This is a genomic window from Streptomyces sp. NPDC058741, assembly GCF_042746715.1.
Taxonomy (GTDB): domain Bacteria; phylum Actinomycetota; class Actinomycetes; order Streptomycetales; family Streptomycetaceae; genus Streptomyces.
Map to the genome: position 1 here is coordinate 37,152 of NZ_JBHYQH010000045.1, position 16,837 is coordinate 53,988.

18 protein-coding genes and 1 pseudogene are annotated in these 16,837 nt (G+C 72.7%); 5 read left to right on the forward strand and 14 right to left on the reverse strand.

All coding sequences use genetic code 11. From position 1 onward, the window contains the following. Positions 1-10 precede the first annotated feature (10 nt). Positions 11-466 carry an Lrp/AsnC family transcriptional regulator gene (locus ACFW6P_RS27305; RefSeq protein WP_386358642.1) on the reverse strand — a complete coding sequence of 152 codons (456 nt, stop codon included), beginning with the start codon at positions 464-466 and terminating at the stop codon, positions 11-13. A gap of 123 nt (positions 467-589) precedes the next feature. Here ACFW6P_RS27305 and ACFW6P_RS27310 point away from each other — a divergent pair, with 123 nt between their 5' ends. Together ACFW6P_RS27310 and ACFW6P_RS27315 are read left to right on the forward strand one after the other, a co-directional pair. After that, a complete protein-coding gene (locus ACFW6P_RS27310) occupies positions 590-1,138 on the forward strand; it encodes an RBBP9/YdeN family alpha/beta hydrolase (RefSeq protein WP_386358605.1) in 549 nt (182 codons plus the stop codon). Positions 1,139-1,216: 78 nt separating this feature from the next. Continuing rightward, positions 1,217-1,665 (forward strand): annotated as a pseudogene (locus tag ACFW6P_RS27315) (hypothetical protein); the annotation flags it as partial. Here ACFW6P_RS27315 and ACFW6P_RS27320 read toward each other — a convergent pair. The 9 genes from ACFW6P_RS27320 to rimP all read right to left on the reverse strand — a co-directional run bounded on the left by ACFW6P_RS27320 (position 1,614) and on the right by rimP (position 10,936). Continuing rightward, positions 1,614-2,624 carry a bifunctional riboflavin kinase/FAD synthetase gene (locus ACFW6P_RS27320; protein WP_386358607.1) on the reverse strand — a complete coding sequence of 337 codons (1,011 nt, stop codon included), beginning with the start codon at positions 2,622-2,624 and terminating at the stop codon, positions 1,614-1,616. The pseudogene ACFW6P_RS27315 and the gene ACFW6P_RS27320 overlap by 52 nt on opposite strands. Positions 2,625-2,681: 57 nt before the next feature. Beyond that, positions 2,682-3,575, reverse strand: coding sequence for a hypothetical protein (locus ACFW6P_RS27325; RefSeq protein WP_386425128.1), 894 nt, complete (start codon positions 3,573-3,575; stop codon positions 2,682-2,684). 324 nt (positions 3,576-3,899) lie between these two features. After that, a complete protein-coding gene (gene truB / locus ACFW6P_RS27330) occupies positions 3,900-4,805 on the reverse strand; it encodes a tRNA pseudouridine(55) synthase TruB (RefSeq protein WP_386358610.1) in 906 nt (301 codons plus the stop codon). Continuing rightward, complete coding sequence (gene rbfA / locus ACFW6P_RS27335) at positions 4,802-5,254, reverse strand: 30S ribosome-binding factor RbfA (protein WP_386358612.1); 453 nt, start codon at positions 5,252-5,254, stop codon at positions 4,802-4,804. Before rbfA ends, truB begins: the two co-directional genes overlap by 4 nt. 44 nt (positions 5,255-5,298) lie before the next feature. Then, on the reverse strand, positions 5,299-5,592 hold the full coding sequence (locus ACFW6P_RS27340; RefSeq protein ID WP_386358613.1) for a DUF503 domain-containing protein: 294 nt from the start codon (positions 5,590-5,592) through the stop codon (positions 5,299-5,301). 196 nt (positions 5,593-5,788) lie between these two features. Beyond that, positions 5,789-8,887, reverse strand: coding sequence for a translation initiation factor IF-2 (gene infB / locus ACFW6P_RS27345; RefSeq protein WP_386358615.1), 3,099 nt, complete (start codon positions 8,885-8,887; stop codon positions 5,789-5,791). Between the two features lie 145 nt (positions 8,888-9,032). Further along, positions 9,033-9,329 carry a YlxR family protein gene (locus ACFW6P_RS27350; RefSeq protein ID WP_386358617.1) on the reverse strand — a complete coding sequence of 99 codons (297 nt, stop codon included), beginning with the start codon at positions 9,327-9,329 and terminating at the stop codon, positions 9,033-9,035. Positions 9,330-9,431: 102 nt separating this feature from the next. Continuing rightward, positions 9,432-10,433: a transcription termination factor NusA gene (nusA, locus tag ACFW6P_RS27355; RefSeq protein WP_386358619.1), complete on the reverse strand. Its 1,002-nt coding sequence runs from the start codon at positions 10,431-10,433 to the stop codon at positions 9,432-9,434. Positions 10,434-10,435: 2 nt separating this feature from the next. Next, entirely contained in the window at positions 10,436-10,936 is a 501-nt protein-coding gene (gene rimP / locus ACFW6P_RS27360) for a ribosome maturation factor RimP (RefSeq protein ID WP_386358621.1), read from the reverse strand. Between the two features lie 206 nt (positions 10,937-11,142). Here rimP and ACFW6P_RS27365 point away from each other — a divergent pair, with 206 nt between their 5' ends. Genes ACFW6P_RS27365 through ACFW6P_RS27375 form a run of 3 tightly spaced genes read left to right on the forward strand, consistent with a single transcriptional unit; the run spans position 11,143 to position 13,099 of the window. After that, a complete protein-coding gene (locus tag ACFW6P_RS27365; protein WP_386425130.1) occupies positions 11,143-11,676 on the forward strand; it encodes a hypothetical protein in 534 nt (177 codons plus the stop codon). Continuing rightward, positions 11,673-12,137 (forward strand): ferritin-like domain-containing protein, encoded by a 465-nt coding sequence (locus tag ACFW6P_RS27370; protein ID WP_386358625.1) that lies wholly within the window; start codon positions 11,673-11,675, stop codon positions 12,135-12,137. Before ACFW6P_RS27365 ends, ACFW6P_RS27370 begins: the two co-directional genes overlap by 4 nt. A gap of 47 nt (positions 12,138-12,184) precedes the next feature. After that, complete coding sequence (locus tag ACFW6P_RS27375; RefSeq protein ID WP_386425133.1) at positions 12,185-13,099, forward strand: aminoglycoside phosphotransferase family protein; 915 nt, start codon at positions 12,185-12,187, stop codon at positions 13,097-13,099. A 35-nt stretch (positions 13,100-13,134) separates the two neighbouring features. On the opposite strand, the gene ACFW6P_RS27380 is transcribed toward ACFW6P_RS27375, so the two are convergent. The 4 genes from ACFW6P_RS27380 to ACFW6P_RS27395 all read right to left on the reverse strand — a co-directional run. Further along, positions 13,135-14,835: a proline--tRNA ligase gene (locus ACFW6P_RS27380; RefSeq protein ID WP_386358629.1), complete on the reverse strand. Its 1,701-nt coding sequence runs from the start codon at positions 14,833-14,835 to the stop codon at positions 13,135-13,137. Positions 14,836-14,939: 104 nt separating this feature from the next. Then, positions 14,940-15,470 (reverse strand): GNAT family N-acetyltransferase, encoded by a 531-nt coding sequence (locus tag ACFW6P_RS27385; RefSeq protein ID WP_386358630.1) that lies wholly within the window; start codon positions 15,468-15,470, stop codon positions 14,940-14,942. Positions 15,471-15,579: 109 nt separating this feature from the next. Next, positions 15,580-16,428, reverse strand: coding sequence for a GNAT family N-acetyltransferase (locus ACFW6P_RS27390; RefSeq protein ID WP_386358632.1), 849 nt, complete (start codon positions 16,426-16,428; stop codon positions 15,580-15,582). A 195-nt stretch (positions 16,429-16,623) separates the two neighbouring features. After that, positions 16,624-16,837 (reverse strand): flavodoxin-dependent (E)-4-hydroxy-3-methylbut-2-enyl-diphosphate synthase (locus ACFW6P_RS27395; RefSeq protein ID WP_386425136.1); only part of this gene is annotated, 214 nt, incomplete at its 5' end.

The window sequence follows — 16,837 nt, forward strand, 5'->3', positions numbered from 1 at the left end:
GTACTGCGGGTCATGACGTTGTCGACGTGGCGTCGGTCAGCGGCTTGTGGGGGTAGGCCCGGAGCACGAGGGATGTGGTGACAGGGCCGTAACGGGCAAGTGCGTCGACAACTTCTTCGAGTCGTCCTGCCTGTGGGCAGTAGACGTCGAAGATGAGGCAGTCTTCCCCGGTGACTCGGAGGGTGGAGGCGATCTCGGAGGTCCGGGAGGCGAAGTCCAGGGCGCGGGCGAGTTGGGCGTGCGTGGTGCGCAGCCGGATGACCGCGTGAATGTTCAGCCCGAGGGCTGTCGGGTCGACCACGGCTCGGTAGCCGGTGATGACGCCGTTCTTCTCCAGCCGTTGGATACGCGCGCTGGCCGCGGGCTGCGAGAGTCCGACTCGGCGCCCGACCTCCGCGCCGGTCAGCCGGCCGTCGGTCTGGAGTAGGGCGAGAATGTCTCGGTCTATCCGGTCGAGTGATTCCATTGTCGTACGCACCATCTTCTTTGAGATCACTTGTGTCATCGCCGCTGCCCTGATGCATCCAACAGAATCTGTGTCAGGCACTCCCGTGATCGTAGGGAGCGACGAGTGAAACGGTGGTGGGCAGTGGCCGCGTACGTCATCATCCCGGGTATCGACGGCTCGGACGGGCAGCACTGGCAGACCTTGTGGGAGCAGCAGTGGGGCACCTCAGCGGTGAGGATCGCCCCTGCCTCGTGGTCCGCGCCCGATCTGGATGACTGGGTCGACGCTGTCCAGGAGGCGTATGACGACGCTTCCCAGCAGGACAGCCACGTTGTGCTGGTGGCCCACAGCCTGGGCTGCTGGGCTGCGTCGGCCTGGCTCGACAAGAACCCCTCGAGCCTGACAGGCGGCGCATTCCTGGTCGCACCGCCCGACCCGCAAGGGCCGGCGTTCCCCCGCCAGGCGGCCGCGACATTCATCGAGACGTCGGCACAACCGTTGCCGTGCCCGAGCCTGGTGGTGGGCAGCACCAATGACCCGTACTGCACCCCCGAAGCAGCCGCCGGGTTCGCGGCGCGGTGGGAGGCGCGATGGCACCTGGCGGGCGCGTGCGGACACATCAACTCCGTCAGCGGCCTGGACTCGTGGCAGTACGGCCGTGAACTCCTGGACTCGCTGACCCAGCGGTGACCAACCACCGCGGGGGCGTGTGGCCGCCACCAGGTACCGCCCTGAGGTTCCCCTTCGAACAAGGAACTCTGCCCGTCCATGCACGAGAACGGGCCGCTGTCCGTCGAAGGTCGCCGCCGGCTCGTCGAACGGTGCCGGACGCGGCCCCTCGCACATGGGGCAGCCGAGACGGGCCTCCCCCGAGCGTGCGCGTCCAAGTGGGTCAACCGCTACAAGCGGATCGTGACGGACAACGGAGCCTGTGGTCGCGGATGCCTTCGCCCGAGCGTTGATCGGAGCACGGCACCAGCGCATCACGCCGTACACGCCCCGGCACACGGCAAGGACGGGAGGTACCACAGGATCCCGGTCGAGGGGTTCCTCTACTCCCGCACACGGGCATCCGAATCCGACCGCGCGAAACCGACCGCGTTGACGCCCTACGCCGGTGGAATATCCGGTGCGACCACCACCGGCCCCACTCCGCCGCCGGTGATCAGCCGCCCGTGTCCCCGCTGCGGAACGGTGTCACCAACGTCGTGGCCTCCTCCACCGAGGCGACCTCGTCGGCCGCGACCAGCTCCCGGCACTTCTGCACGTCCTGCCCCATCTGCTCCAGCAGCGCGTCCAGCGTCTCGAACTTCGCCTGTCCGCGCACGAACGCCAGGAAGTCGACCGCCACGTGCAGGCCGTACAGGTCGAGCCCGACCCGGTCGATGGCGTACGCCTCCACCGTCCGCTCGGTCCCCTCGAACTGCGGGTTGGTGCCGATGGAGATCGCGGCCGGCATCATCTCGCCCTGGGCGTGCAGCCAGCCGGCGTAGACGCCGTCCGCGGGGATCGCCGTGTGCGGCAGCGTCTCGACGTTGGCGGTCGGGAAGCCCATCTCGCGCCCGCGCTGGGCGCCCCGGACGACGACGCCCTCCACGCGGTGCGGACGCCCCAGGATCTCGGCCGCGCCCCGGACGTCGCCCTCGGCGACCAGCCGGCGGGTCAGCGTCGAGGAGAACGGCTCGCCGCCCCCGGCCTCACCCGTCACGTACAGGTCGACGACCTCGACCTCGAAGTCGTAGGTCTCGCCCTGCGCGACCAGGAACTCCACGGTGCCCGCGGCCTTGTGGCCGAAGCGGAAGTTGGGGCCCTCGACGACCGCCTTGGCGTGCAGCTTGTCCACGAGGACCTTGACGACGAAGTCGGCCGGGGACAGCCTCGAGAACTCGGTGGTGAAGGGCAGGATCAGCACCGCGTCGACGCCCAGGTCCGCCATGAGTTCGGCGCGGCGGTGGTGCGGGGCGAGCAGCGGCGGATGGCTGCCGGGGCGGACGACCTCGCTGGGGTGCGGGTCGAAGGTGACGACCACCGCGGGCACGCCCAGCTCCCGGGCGCGGTCCACGGCGTGCCGGATGATCAGCTGGTGTCCGCGGTGGACTCCGTCGTAGGAGCCGATGGTGACGACGCTGCGCCCCCAGTCCTCGGGGATGTCCTCCAAGCCACGCCAGCGCTGCACTGTGCCTGCTCCTTGTCGAAAGCTCGTCGAACCCGTGTCCGGTCGATTGTCCGTGGTTTACCTCGTGCGCAGGTCTAAGGGTGCCATGCCGGTTGTCTCCCGCCCGCATCGGCATGGGGGCTGTGACAGGGCGCACGGCACCGTATGCCGGCCCGGGGCCCGGGGGCGGCTCTCACGCGGGACGCGGGGCCCCGCGTCGCTCTCGCTCGTGCGGCGTGAGGCGGGCCCGACCAGGGCCGCCCACTCCCCCGGGGCGTCGGCCAGCCAGCCGGCCACGCGTGCGGCGAAGCCGGGCACCTGCCGGCCGAGGTCGACCAGGGCGCGGTCGAAGCGGACGGCGCCCTCGGGGGTGCGACCGAGGAGCAGGCCGACGCGGTGGACGAGGTCGCTCAGGTCGTCGCCGCTGTCGTGGGCCGCGGCGTGCAGCAGCGCGTCCAGCACGTCGGTGTCCCGCTCGCGGGCGAGGAGCGTCTCCGGCAACTCCCGGCGCAAGGGACGGGAGGCGGCCGGCACGAGCAGGCCCTCGGCGAGCACGGCGGACGCCCAGCCGGTGTGGCCGCCGAGCCGCTCCGGGGCGGCTCCCCAGGGGAACACCTCGGCGAACGTCTCCCGGTGCAGGGCGCCGGACCCCGGGCCGAGACCGTGTCGGGCCGCCTCGTGCACCTGCCCGGCGACCTTCGCCGCCAGCCGGCGTACGGCGGTGCCGCGCACACCGCCGGTGGTCAGGCGCCGGGCGACGCGCAGGCAGATCAGGTCGAGGTGGGCGGTGAAGACGTCGTCCCGGTCGGCCGGGGCGGCCTCGGGAGGGTCGGTGAGGGCCGCCCTGACCTCGGCGAGGAGGCCGAGGGTGAGGGGGTGCCGCGCGTCGGCGGGCCGCAGGGCGCGCTCCGGGATGCCGAGCCTGCGCCGCGCCTCACGCCCCTCGTCGTCGCTGGGGTCGCCGAGGCGCACGCGGGGCTCCGCCGCGAACGGTGTTGTGTCCCAGTACTCCGCGCGGCACGCCACCACCAGCCGCGCTCCGGTCCCCCGGAGCCAGCGTGCCGTCCGTCCAGTCGGCCGGATCACGGGTCAGGGCGGGCGGCATGTCCTCGGGGCCGTCGAGGACGAGCAGCACGGGGCGGGCCATGAAGCGGGCGAGGTGGTCGAGGCGCTCGGGCCCGGTGTCACCGGGATCGGCCGGGCCGGAGCAGGCCGCCACCACGGGGCCGGCCCGGTCCAGGGTCCGGCGGGCCGCCGCCGCTCCACGGGCGGACGGTCCCGGCCGGGCGGTCAGCCTCAGCCGAAGACGGCCAGGCTCTTGGCCTTGCCCCGCTGCTCCTCGACGAGTGCGAGGAAACGGCCCTCCGGATCGAAGACGGCGACGGGGCCGGATCCGGCGTACTCCCCGGGCATCTCCAGCCGCACGCCGTTGGTGAGCAGCCGGGAGCGCCGGCCGTCCACGTCCCAGCGGGGGAACGCCGCGGCGGCGGCCTCGGCGACCGGCATCACGGTCAGTTCCTTCTGCAGCTGGTCCAGGGTGCGGGCCGACTCCAGCTTGTAGGGGCCGACCCGGGTCCGGCGCAGCGCCGTGAGGTGGCCGCCGACGCCGAGACCGGCGCCCAGGTCACGGGCCAGGGCCCGGATGTAGGTGCCGGAGGAGCAGACGACCGAGACGACCAGGTCGAGCACGGGCGTGCCGTCCTCGGCGACCGCGTCCCGGACGTCGTACACGCCGAACGAGGAGACCGTGACCGGCCGGGCCGGGATGTCGAACTCCTCGCCGTCGCGGGCCCGTTTGTAGGACCGCACGCCGTTGATCTTGATGGCGCTGACCTTGGACGGCACCTGCATGATGTCGCCGGTCAGCTGGGCGATGCCGGCGTCGACGGCCTCGCGGGTGATCCGGGAGGCGTCGGTGGAGGAGGTGATCTCCCCCTCGGCGTCGTCGGTGACGGTGTTCTGCCCGAGCCGGACGGTGCCCAGGTACTCCTTCTCGGTCAGCGCGAGGTGGCCGAGGAGCTTGGTGGCCTTCTCGATGCCGAGGACGAGGACGCCCGTCGCCATCGGGTCGAGCGTGCCGGCGTGCCCGACGCGTCGCGTCCTGGCGATGCCCCGCATCTTGGCGACGACGTCGTGCGAAGTGAAGCCCGACGGCTTGTCGACGATGACGAGGCCGTCGGGCGTGGTGTGTTCCTGGGTCATTCGGCGCTGTCGTCCGTCTCGTCGTCCTCGTCGGGCTTCCGGTACGGGTCGGCCTCGCCGGCGTACCTGGCGCCCGCGGAGGCCTCGCGCACCTTGGCGTCGGACTGGCGCGCCTTGTCGAGGAGGTCCTCGATGGTGCGGGCGTTGTCCGGGAGGGCGTCCATGACGAAGGTCAGGGTCGGCGTGAACTTCACACCGGCGGCACGGCCCACCTCGGAGCGCAGGACGCCCTTGGCGCTCTCCAGGCCCGCGGCGGCGGCCGCGCGCTCCTCGTCGTCCCCGTACACGGTGTAGAAGACGGTCGCCTCCCGGAGGTCACCCGTGACCCGGGTGTCCGTGATGGTGACGTGCGAACCGAGCCGCGGGTCCTTGATCCCGCGCTGCAGCTTCTGGGCCACCACTTCCCGGATGAGGTCCGCCAGCCTCTTGGCCCGCGCGTTGTCGGCCACTGGTCCGTCTCCCGTTCTTTCCTGTCTGGGTCGTATCTGGGTCGTCAGTCGTCTTCGCCGTGGAAGCGCCGCCTGACGGACAGCAACTCCACGTCGGGGCGGCCGGCGACGAGCCGTTCGCACCGGTCGAGTACGTCGCTCAGGTGCCCCGCGTCTCCGGACACCAGCGCGAGGCCGACGACGGCTCTGCGGTGGAGGTCCATGTGGTCCACCTCGGCCGCGCTCACCGCGTACCTGCGCTGGAGCTCGGCGACGATGGGACGGACGACGGAACGCTTCTCCTTCAGCGACCGCACGTCGCCGAGGAGCAGGTCGAAGGACAGAGTCCCCACGTACATGTGTGTGTCCGGATGACCCGCCGGTACGGGATCGATGGCCCTGCGACTGGGTGGCAGGGACATCAGGAACGTTACCGCGTCCCGGCCGGGGGCTCGATCGGGTTTTCCCCTGCCCGGCGCGGGCCGCGGCGTGCGGCGAACGGCCGACCGGCCGACGCGGCGGGTGCCGCGTCGGCCGGTCGGTGCGAACCGTGGGTCACACCCGCGGCTTCTCCCGCATCTCGTACGTCGCGATGACGTCGTCGACCTTGATGTCGTTGAAGTTGCCGAGGTTGATACCGCCCTCGAACCCTTCGCGGATCTCGGTGACGTCGTCCTTGAAGCGACGCAGGCCCTCGATGTTGAGGTTCTCCGCGACCACCTTGCCGTCGCGGATGAGGCGCGCCTTGGTGTTGCGCCGGACCTCGCCGGAGCGGATGAGCACACCCGCGATGTTGCCCAGCTTGGACGACTTGAAGACCTCGCGGATCTCCGCCGTGCCGAGCTCGACCTCTTCGTACTCCGGCTTGAGCATGCCCTTGAGGGCCGCCTCGATCTCCTCGATCGCCTGGTAGATGACCGAGTAGTAGCGCACGTCCACGCCCTCGCGCTCCGCCATCTGCTGGGCCCGTCCGGCGGCGCGGACGTTGAAGCCGATGACGATCGCGTCCGAGCCCATCGCGAGGTCGATGTCGGACTCCGTGACCGCACCGACGCCGCGGTGCAGGACGCGGATGTCGACCTCTTCGCCGACGTCCAGCTGGAGCAGCGAGGACTCCAGGGCCTCGACGGAACCAGAAGCGTCACCCTTGATGATGAGGTTGAGCTGCTGGACCTCGCCGGCCTTGAGCACCTTGTCCAGGTCCTCGAGCGAGACGCGGCGCGTGCGCTTGGCGAAGGCCGCGTTGCGCTCGCGGGCGGCGCGCTTCTCGGCGATCTGACGGGCCGTACGGTCCTCGTCCACCACCAGGAAGTTGTCGCCCGCGCCCGGGACGTTGGTCAGGCCCAGGACCTGGACCGGCGTCGACGGACCGGCCTCGGCCACGCTGTTGCCGTTGTCGTCGTGCATCGCCCGGACCCGGCCGTACGCGTCGCCGACCACCATGGTGTCGCCGACCCGCAGCGTGCCGCGCTGGACGAGGACCGTCGACACGGCACCGCGGCCGCGGTCGAGACGGGACTCGATCGCGATGCCCTGCGCGTCCTGGTGCGGGTTGGCCCGCAGGTCGAGCGAGGCGTCGGCCGTCAGGATCACGGCCTCCAGCAGGGAGTCGATGTGCAGACCCTGCTTGGCGGAGATGTCGACGAACATCGTGTCGCCGCCGTACTCCTCGGCCACCAGCCCGTACTCGGTGAGCTGACCGCGCACCTTGGTCGGGTCGGCGCCCTCGACGTCGATCTTGTTGACCGCGACGACGATCGGGACCTCGGCCGCCTTGGCGTGGTTGAGCGCCTCGACCGTCTGCGGCATGACGCCGTCGTTGGCCGCGACGACCAGGATCGCGATGTCCGTCGAGCGCGCACCTCGGGCACGCATGGCGGTGAACGCCTCGTGACCCGGGGTGTCGATGAAGGTGATCTTGCGCTCTTCGTCGTTGACCTCGGTCGCGACCTGGTAGGCACCGATGTGCTGGGTGATGCCGCCGGCCTCGCCCGCGATGACGTTCGTCTTGCGGATGGCGTCGAGGAGCCGGGTCTTACCGTGGTCGACGTGACCCATGACGGTGACGACCGGCGGGCGGACCACCAGGTCCTCCTCGTCGCCCTCGTCCTCGCCGAACTCGATGTCGAAGGACTCGAGGAGCTCGCGGTCCTCCTCCTCGGGGCTGACGATCTGAACCGTGTAGTTCATCTCGTCGGCGAGGAGCTGCAGCGTCTCGTCGGAGACGGACTGCGTGGCCGTGACCATCTCGCCGAGGTTCATCATGACCGCGACGAGCGACGCCGGGTTGGCGTTGATCTTCTCCGCGAAGTCGGTGAGGGAGGCACCGCGCGACAGGCGAACGGTCTCGCCGTTGCCGCGAGGCAGCATCACGCCGCCGACCGACGGGGCCTGCATGGCCTCGTACTCCTGGCGCCTCTGCCGCTTCGACTTGCGGCCGCGACGCGCGGGACCGCCGGGACGGCCGAAGGCTCCCTGCGTGCCACCACGGCCACCGGGACCACCCGGACGGCCACCGAAGCCGGGACGGCCACCGCCACCGGGACCACCGGGACGACCGGCGAAACCGCCGCCACCGCCACCGGGACCACCGGGACGACCGGCGAAACCGCCGCCACCGCCACCGGGACGACCGGCGAAACCGCCGCCACCCGGGCGACCGCCGCCGCCACCACCGGGACGACCGCCGCCACCGGGACCGCGGCCGCCGGGGCCACCGCCGCCGGGACGCGGGCCGGCAGCCGGACGCTGCGGCATCATGCCGGGGTTCGGACGCGGGCCGCCGGGACCGCCGCCGGGACGGGGACCGCCGCCCTGCGGACGGGGCATGCCGCCCGGCGTGGGACGCGGGCCGCCCGGAGCCTGCGGACGAGGACCGCCGCCCGCGCCCTGGGGACGCGGACCGCCCTGGCCCTGCGGACGCGGGGCGCCACCGGACGCACCGGGGCCGCCCGGACGGGGGGCACCGCCCGGACGGGGCGCCTGCGGGCGCGCCATGCCGGTGGAGCCACCAGAGGTGAAGGGGTTGTTGCCCGGACGGGGACCCGCCGGACGGGCACCGGGACGGGTGGCGCCGCCACCCGAACGCGGAGCACCGGGACGGTCGCCCCGGTCACCACGGCCCTGGCCACCCTGGCCGGGACCACCCGGACGCGGGGCACCCGGACGCGGCGCCTGGCCGGCCGGACGCGGGGCGCCCGGACGCGGGCCGGAACCCTGGGAGGGCGCCGGCGCGGCGGGAGCCGACGGGGGCGCCGTGAACTCGGGCGTGGTCGGAGCCGGGGACGCCGGGGCGGGCCGCGGCGCGGGCTTCGGGCCGGGGGTGGGACGGGGGCCGGAAGTCGCCGGCACGGCCGGGGCCGCGGGCTTCTCGGCGGCAGCCGGCTTGGGGGCCGGCGGGCGCGGGGCGGCCGGACGGGCAGCCTGCGCCGGAGAGGGGGCGCCCGGCTTCGCCGGGGCAGCCTTGCGTGCGGGGGCGGACTTGCCGCCTCCGTTGCCCTGCTGGAGGGCATCCGTCAGTTTGCGTACGACGGGCGCTTCGATCGTCGAAGACGCCGAACGGACGAATTCACCGAGTTCCTGGAGCTTGGCCATGACGACCTTGCTCTCGACACCGAACTCCTTGGCGAGTTCGTAGACCCGGACCTTAGCCACTTCGCTCCTTTGAGGTCCGGGTTGCGTCCGGACCGTCGCTAGTTCATGGGCGTACTCATCGCGTACTCATCGAGTGCTCATCGCAATCTCGACCTGCTTTCGACTCGCGAGGTACCTAGCCGCACGGGGTTCCGTACGGCACGTCTTACCGTGTTGCCTGCTCGGCAACTGTCGTCTGCTCGACGTATCGGCGCAACGCCTTTGTGTCGAGCGCTCCTGGGGCGCGCAGTGCCCTGGTGAACGCCCGGCGGCGTACCGCCTGGTCGAGACAGACCTGGGCGGGGTGTACGTACGCACCCCGGCCGGGCAGCGTACCGCGTGGATCAGGGACGCACTCGTCCTTGATCGCCACGATGCGCAGCAGTTCGGCCTTGGCCGCTCGCTCCCGACACCCCACACAGGTGCGTTCAGGGCATGAACGGGCGCGCGTCCGGCCAGACACTGTTCAGTCTACCTCCCCGTACGCTCCTCACCCCTTCGGGGGAGGATTCGAACAGATGTCGCGCGCCAACCTGTCGTGATCTGAACGGCGCGCGGCTTGGATCTATTCCCCGGAGCCGCCGTCGCCGACCGGTTCCGTGTCCGGGCGGATGTCGATCCGCCAGCCGGTCAGCCGGGCCGCGAGGCGGGCGTTCTGCCCTTCCTTGCCGATGGCCAGGGACAGCTGGTAGTCCGGCACGGTCACCCGGGCCGACCGGGTCGCCATGTCCACGATATCGACCTTGGAGACGCGGGCCGGGGAGAGCGCGTTCGCCACCATCTCGGCCGGGTCCTCCGACCAGTCGACGATGTCGATCTTCTCACCGTTCAGCTCGCCCATCACGTTGCGCACCCGGCCGCCCATGGGGCCGATGCAGGCGCCCTTGGCGTTCAGTCCCGACCGGGTGGACCGGACGGCGATCTTGGTGCGGTGACCGGCCTCACGGGCGATCGCGGCGATCTCCACGGAGCCGTCTGCGATCTCCGGCACCTCCAGGGCGAAGAGCTTCTTGACCAGGTTGGGGTGCGTGCGCGAGAGCGTCACGGACGGGCCGCGGACGCCCTTGGCCACCCGGACGACGTACGAGCGCAGCCGCATGCCGTGCCCGTACGTCTCCCCGGGCACCTGCTCCTGCACCGGCAGGATCGCCTCGAGCTTGCCGATGTCGACCAGCACGTTCTTCGGGTCGCGGCCCTGCTGGACCACGCCGGTGACGATGTCGCCCTCGCGGCCGGCGTACTCGCCGAGCGTCGCGTCGTCCTCGGCGTCGCGCAGGCGCTGCAGGATGACCTGCTTGGCCGTGGTGGCCGCGATACGGCCGAAGCCGGACGGGGTGTCGTCGAACTCCCGGGGCTCCTGGCCCTCCTCGAGGTCGTCGGGGTCCTCCTTCGCCCACACGGTCACATGACCGGTCTCCCGGTCGAGCTCCACACGCGCGTGGCGGCGGCTTCCCTCGGTGCGGTGGTAGGCGATGAGGAGGGCCGACTCGATCGCCCCGACCAACAGGTCGAAGGAGATCTCCTTCTCCCGCACCAAGCCCCGCAGGGCGCTCATGTCGATGTCCACGGCTACGCCTCCTCTTCCTTCTTGTTGTCCTTGCGGCTGAACTCGACCTGGACGCGCGCCCGGACGATGTCGTCGAAGGCGAGTCGGCGCGCGGTGGCCTTGCGGCCCTTGACCCCGGGCACCTCGGTGTCGACGCCCTCGTCGTCGACCTTCAGGATCCTGGCGACCAGCTCGTCGCCCCCGTCCAGCTGGAACCTCACCAGCCGGTCCGTGGCGCGCACGAAGTGCCGGTGTTCCGTGAGGAGGCGCTCGGCACCCGGGGTGCCGACCTCGAGGGTGTACTCCGCCTCGCCCATCGCGTCCGTCTCGTCGAGCTTCGCCGAGAGCGCGCGGCTCACATCGGCGATCCGGTCCAGGTCGGCGCCCGTGTCCGAGTCGACGACGACGCGCAGCACACGCCTGCGTCCGACGGAGTCCACGGCGATCTCCTCGAGATCCAGGCCCTGGGATGCGACGAGCGGTTCCAGCAGCTCTCGCAGCCTCTCGCTCTGGGTGGTGCTCATCCGGGTGACTCCTCGGCCGCGTGTGCTGTTGTGGGATGGGTCGCGTGTCTGGTCAAAGGGTATCGGGTCGCAGGGTGTGTTGCCGTCCACCCGGTGACGAACGGTGCCGCTGAGTGGTCCCGGGCGGGGGCCCGGGTACCGTGATCACGGGCGGGCAGCCCTTCCGCCGCTTCTTTCTCGAACACGAGCCCCCGAGGACGTCTGACGTGCCGTTCCCCCCATCGCCGCGCGCCCGCTCGGGACCGCGCAGAAGGAGTCTGCTCACCGCCGTCCCGGCGGCCCTCGCCCTCGGGGGCTGCACCGCCGGCTCAGGGGATTCCCCGGACCGGGGCGACGGCACGTCGCCCGCCGAACGACGGGCACGCGCGCGTGCGGCGCGGGACAGCGAGGGCCTGGTGGAGCGGTACGACGCCGTGATCGCCGCACGGCCCGCGCTGGCGCGGCGGCTGGGTCCCCTGCGGGCGGAGACAGCCCGGCACGCGGAGGCCTTCGGGGGCGGCCGGAAGGCGTCGGGCATCCCCTCGGCCAGCGGACCGGGAACCGGCGCCGGGCCGGGGCGCGGTTTCGTGCCGGGCAACGACCGGGACGCCCTGGCCGCTCTGGCCGCCGCGGAGCGGGAGCTCGCCGACCGGCGGGCCGAAGAGCTGCTGGGTGTGCCGGGCGAACTGGCGCGGCTGCTGGCCTCGGTGGCGGCGGCCGGGGCGGCGCACGTCTTCCTGCTGACGGAGGGTGACGCGTGAGCGGGGCGGAGGACCGGGAGCTGCGGGCCCTGCAGGCCGCGCTGTCGGCCGAGCACGCGGCGGTGTACGGGTACGGCGTCGTGGGCGGGCGGATCGGCGAGAAGCAGCGCGGCCAGGCGCGCACGGCCTACGACGCGCACCGTGCGCGCCGGGACGCGTTGGTGCGCGAGGTGAGGGACGTGGGCGGCCGGCCGGTCGCGGCGGCCGCCGGGTACGCGCTGCCCTTCCAGGTGCCGGACGCCGCTGCGGCCGTGCGGCTGGCGGCCGAGCTGGAGGACCGGGTGGCGGCGGTGTACTCGGACCTGGTGCGCGCGGCAGCCGGTGAGCGGCGGGCCCTGGCGGCCGAGGCGCTGCGGGAGGCAGCGGTGCGGGCGGTGCGCTGGCGCGGGGAGAGCGTAGCCTTCCCTGGGCTCGCCGAGCGGGCGGGCACGGCCCCGCCCTCGGCGGCGCCGACGGCGTGACCCCCCGGGGCACGCACCGCGGACCGTATGAAGGGAACGACTCGCGCATGGTTTTCGAACCGCCGAAGCGCCTGGTCAGGGCGCTCGGTGAGACGGCGCCGGACGGTGACGACTGGCTGGAGAGGCTGCCCGGGTCGGCACGCCGGGCCGTCGCGCTACGCGAGTTGACCGTGGAGCGGGTCCAGGTGCCCGGCGGGCGCAGCAGCCTGGTCGTGCTGGTGCGGACGGCCGACGGGACACCCGCCGTGCTCAAGCTGGCGCCGCCCCGGGCCCGCCCGGAGGCGGAGCGGGCCGCGCTGGCGCACTGGGCGGGCCGGGGTGCCGTACAGCTGCTGGAGGCTCCCGGGGGCGCCGAGCGGGAAGCCGAGGGCGTGCTGCTGCTGGAGCGGCTGCACCCCGACGTGTCGGTGCGCTCACTGCCCGAGGCGAAGGCGCTGCTGGAGGCGGCCGGGACGCTGCGGCGGCTGTGGGTCGAGCCGCCCGCCGGTTTCCCCTTCGAGACCGTGGCCGAGCGCACCGGGCGGCAGGCCGGGGCGATGCGGGCGCGGGCCCAGGCCGACCCCGAGGTGGCCCCGCTGGTCGACCTGGCGCTGGCGGCGCGCGAGGAGCTGCTGGCCGCACCCCCGGAACACCGGCTGCTGCACGGCACGTTCCGGCAGAGCAAGGTGCTCGCCGGGGAGCGGATGCCGTGGCTGGCCGCGGGGCCCGACCCGGTGGTCGGCGAGTGCGCGTTCGATCTGGCCCGGCTGGTGCGCGACCGGCTGGAGGACCTGATCGCCCAGCCGTCGGGGGCGGCGGCGACCCGCCGCCGGGTGAAGCGGCTCGCCGAGTCCCTGGACGTGGACCAAGAGCGACTGCGGGGCTGGACCTTGTTCCGGGCCGTGGAGTCGGGGGTGCGCGCGGGGCGGGTGGGCCGGCCCCGGGACGCGGAGCTGCTGCTGGAGTTCGCGGGCTGGCTGTGAGTGCTCCGGTCGCCCGGAGCACTCACAGGGGGCGCCTACGCGGTGAGGCGGGCGACGGCCTCCTCGACCGTCAGTTCCTCGCGCTCGCCGGTACGGCGGTCCTTCAGCTCCACCACGCCCTCGGCGGCGCGGCGGCCCACGACCAGGATCTGCGGCACGCCGATCAGCTCGGAGTCCGTGAACTTGACGCCCGGGGAGACGCCGGGGCGGTCGTCGACCAGGACGCGGACGCCGGCCGCGGCGAGCTTGCCGGAGATGTCGAGGGCCAGCTCGGTCTGCAGGGCCTTGCCCGCGGCGACCACGTGGACGTCGGCCGGGGCGATCTCCCGGGGCCAGCACAGGCCCTTGTCGTCGGCGGTCTGCTCGGCCAGGGCGGCGACCGCGCGGGAGACGCCGACGCCGTAGGAGCCCATGGTGACGCGGACCGGCTTGCCGTTCTGGCCGAGGACGTCGAGCTTGAGGGCGTCGGTGTACTTGCGGCCCAGCTGGAAGATGTGGCCGATCTCGATGGCGCGGTCGAGGACGAGGCCCGTGCCGCACTTCGGGCAGGGGTCGCCCTCCTGCACGACCACGACGTCGACGTAGCTCTCGACCTCGAAGTCACGGCCCGCGACGACGTTCCTGGTGTGGGTGCCGGCCTTGTTGGCGCCGGTGATCCAGGCGGTGCCCGGGGCGACGCGGGGGTCGGCGATGTAGGTGACCTTGTCCAGGCCCTGCGGTCCGACGTAGCCGCGGACCAGGTCGGGGCGGGCCGTGAAGTCGGCATCGGTGACCAGCTCGACGGCGGCCGGGGCGAAGTGCGCCTCGACCTTGTCCAGGTCCACCTCGCGGTCGCCGGGCACGCCGACGGCGACGATCTCGCCGTCGACCTTCACCAGGAGGTTCTTCAGCGTGGCGGAGGCCGGGACGCCGAGGTGGGCGGCGAGCGTCTCGATGGTCGGGGTGTCGGGCGTCGGGATGTCCTCGGCGGCGGGGACGCCCGAGGCGTCCCCGGGCTTCAGCTCGTAGGTGATCGCCTCGGTGTTGGCGGCGAAGTCGCAGTTCGGGCAGTCGGCGAAGGTGTCCTCGCCGGCCTCGGCGGGGGCGAGGAACTCCTCGGACTTGGAGCCGCCCATCGCGCCGGCGGTGGCGGCGCAGATGCGGTAGTCGAGGCCCAGGCGCGCGAAGATCCGCTGGTAGGCCTCGCGGTGCAGGGCGTAGGACCGCGCGAGGCCGTCGTCCTCGGTGTCGAAGGAGTAGGAGTCCTTCATGAGGAACTCGCGGCCGCGCAGGATGCCCGCGCGGGGCCGGGCCTCGTCGCGGTACTTGTTCTGGATCTGGTAGAGGATCACCGGCAGGTCCTTGTAGGAGGACGCCTGGTCCTTCACCAGCAGGGTGAAGATCTCCTCGTGGGTGGGGCCGAGGAGGTAGTCGCCGCCCTTGCGGTCCTGGAGGCGGAACAGTTCGGGGCCGTACTCCTCCCAGCGGCCGGTCGCCTCGTACGGCTCGCGGGGCAGGATGGCGGGCAGCAGCACCTCCTGGGCGCCGATGGCGTCCATCTCCTCGCGGACGACGCGCTCCACGTTGGCGAGGACCCGCTTGCCGAGCGGCAGCCAGCTCCAGATGCCGGCGGCGGTGCGGCGGACGTAGCCGGCGCGGACGAGGAGTTTGTGGCTGAGGACCTCGGCGTCGGCCGGGTCGTCGCGCAACGTCTTCACCATCACCTGGGACATGCGCTGGACCGGTACGTTCGCCATGGTTCTGCTCCTGCTGCTGGGGGTTCCTCCGCTCGAGCGGAGCCGCGAGCGGGGGAGGGTGATGGCAGGAGGTTATCCGGGCGGTACCGGACGGTGGAAATCGGTTATCGGCGGCGCAGGGGCAGCGGGGCGCCCATCACGGCGTACGGCCTGGGCGCGCTCGGGAAGAGGACCTGGCGGGCCAGGTCGCGGTAGCCGAGGGAGCGGTAGAGGGCGCGGGCGGGGCTCTCGGTGTCGATCGCGGAGAGGATCGAGCGGGGTTCGTCGGCGCCGTCGGTGATGGTGGTGATCAGGGAGCGCCCGATGCCGCGGTTCTGGTGGGCGGGGTGGACGTGCAGCTCGGTGATCACGAAGGAGTCGTCGAGCCAGTGGTCGTGGTGCTGGGCGCGCAGGTAGGGCTCGACGACGGTGGACCACCAGTGGGTGCGGTCGTTGGGCATGCCGTAGACGAAGCCGACCAGGCGTCCGCCGGTGGTGGCGCCGAGGGCGCGGGCGCCGGGGTAGGTCATGTGGCGCAGGACGATCTGGCGTCGGACGGCGACTTCGTCGGGGCCGAGACCGAAGGCCACGGCTTGGACGGCCAGGGCCTCGTCGACGTGTGCGGAGAGGTCGAGTGGGCCGATCACGAGGTCCATGCGGGGAGCCTACAGGGGGCTGTCGGCCGTCGGCCGGGTGCTGGTCGTCCTCGGCAGGCAGGCCGGCGGCGTGGCCGCACATCAGTTCAGCCCGGGGCAGTCGGGGGTTTCAGAACAGCACGCTCATGAAGGCGCCGACCTCGCGGAAGCCCACCCGCTGGTAGGCGCGGCGGGCGGGGGTGTTGAAGTCGTTGACGTAGAGGCTGACGACCGGCGCGACGTCGGCCAGGGCGTAGCGCAGCACGGCCGCCATGCCGGGGGCCGCGAGGCCGGTGCCACGGTACTCGGGGGCCACCCACACGCCCTGGATCTGGCAGGCGTGGTTCGTGGCGGCGCCGATCTCGGCCTTGAAGACGACCTTGCCGTCCGCGCCGAAGCGGGCGAAGGCGCGGCCGGAGCCGACGAGTTCGGCGACCCGGGCCTGGTAGAGGAGTCCGCCGTCGCCGGCCAGCGGGGAGACGCCGACCTCCTCGGTGAACATCGCCACGCACGCCGGCATGACCGTCTCCATCTCGTCCTTGCGGACGCGGCGGACGTACGGGTCGGGGGCGATGTCGTCTGGGAGGCGGTCGGCGACCATGAGGGGCTGGTGACGGCGGACCTCGCGGGCCGGACCCCAGTGGGGTTCCAGCAGTCGCCACAGGCCGGCGGTGGGTCCGGCGGGGCCGACGATGGAGGAGCAGCGGCGGCCGGAGCGGCGCGCGCGGTCGGCGAAGGCGCGGACGGCGCGCGGCCCGGCGCAGATCGGGACCAGATTGGCGCCCGCGTAGCAGAGGGACGTGAGTATGCCGTCCTCGTACCAGCCCCACATCTCGCCGCCGAGCCGCCACGGGTCGAGGCCGGCGATCCGCACGCGTGACGTCACGAAGGCGTTGGCGACCGGCTCGCGGTCGAGGACGGCGAGCGCGGCGTCCAGGTCTCTCGGTTCGAGGACCCGAGAGGTGGTCTGCGTCAACACGTGCGGGGCCTCACACAGGGGGGTCGGCTGGTCCCCGCACTATAACTGCGCTGCCGGGGCGGGGCCTGGGGAGCCGGGGGCTTGCGGTTGCCGGGCAGCTGCGGGGTCTCTCGTGGCGCGTGGCGCCCACGCGGCGGAGCCGCATGCCGATGACGGCCCCGCGCCCCTGAGAGGCCCCGGCCGCCCGGTTGTGTTTCAGCCCGCCACGGCCACCGACGGCTCGCCGGAGGTCACGCCGTCCTTCTCCATCTGCTCGGCGAGCTTCATGGCCTCCTCGATGAGCGTCTCGACGATCTTGGACTCGGGGACGGTCTTGATGACCTCGCCCTTGACGAAGATCTGGCCCTTGCCGTTGCCGGAGGCGACGCCGAGGTCGGCCTCGCGGGCCTCGCCGGGGCCGTTGACGACG

Coding starts and splice junctions, on each gene's coding strand:
- truB (WP_386358610.1), bottom strand. CDS start 4,805: ATGACCCAGGAACACACCACGCCCGACGGCCTCGTCATCGTCGACAAG.
- ACFW6P_RS27380 (WP_386358629.1), bottom strand. CDS start 14,835: ATGGCGAACGTACCGGTCCAGCGCATGTCCCAGGTGATGGTGAAGACG.
- ACFW6P_RS27375 (WP_386425133.1), top strand. CDS start 12,185: ATGGTTTTCGAACCGCCGAAGCGCCTGGTCAGGGCGCTCGGTGAGACG.
- ACFW6P_RS27340 (WP_386358613.1), bottom strand. CDS start 5,592: ATGTACGTGGGGACTCTGTCCTTCGACCTGCTCCTCGGCGACGTGCGG.
- ACFW6P_RS27305 (WP_386358642.1), bottom strand. CDS start 466: ATGGAATCACTCGACCGGATAGACCGAGACATTCTCGCCCTACTCCAG.
- rimP (WP_386358621.1), bottom strand. CDS start 10,936: ATGAGCACCACCCAGAGCGAGAGGCTGCGAGAGCTGCTGGAACCGCTC.
- ACFW6P_RS27385 (WP_386358630.1), bottom strand. CDS start 15,470: ATGGACCTCGTGATCGGCCCACTCGACCTCTCCGCACACGTCGACGAG.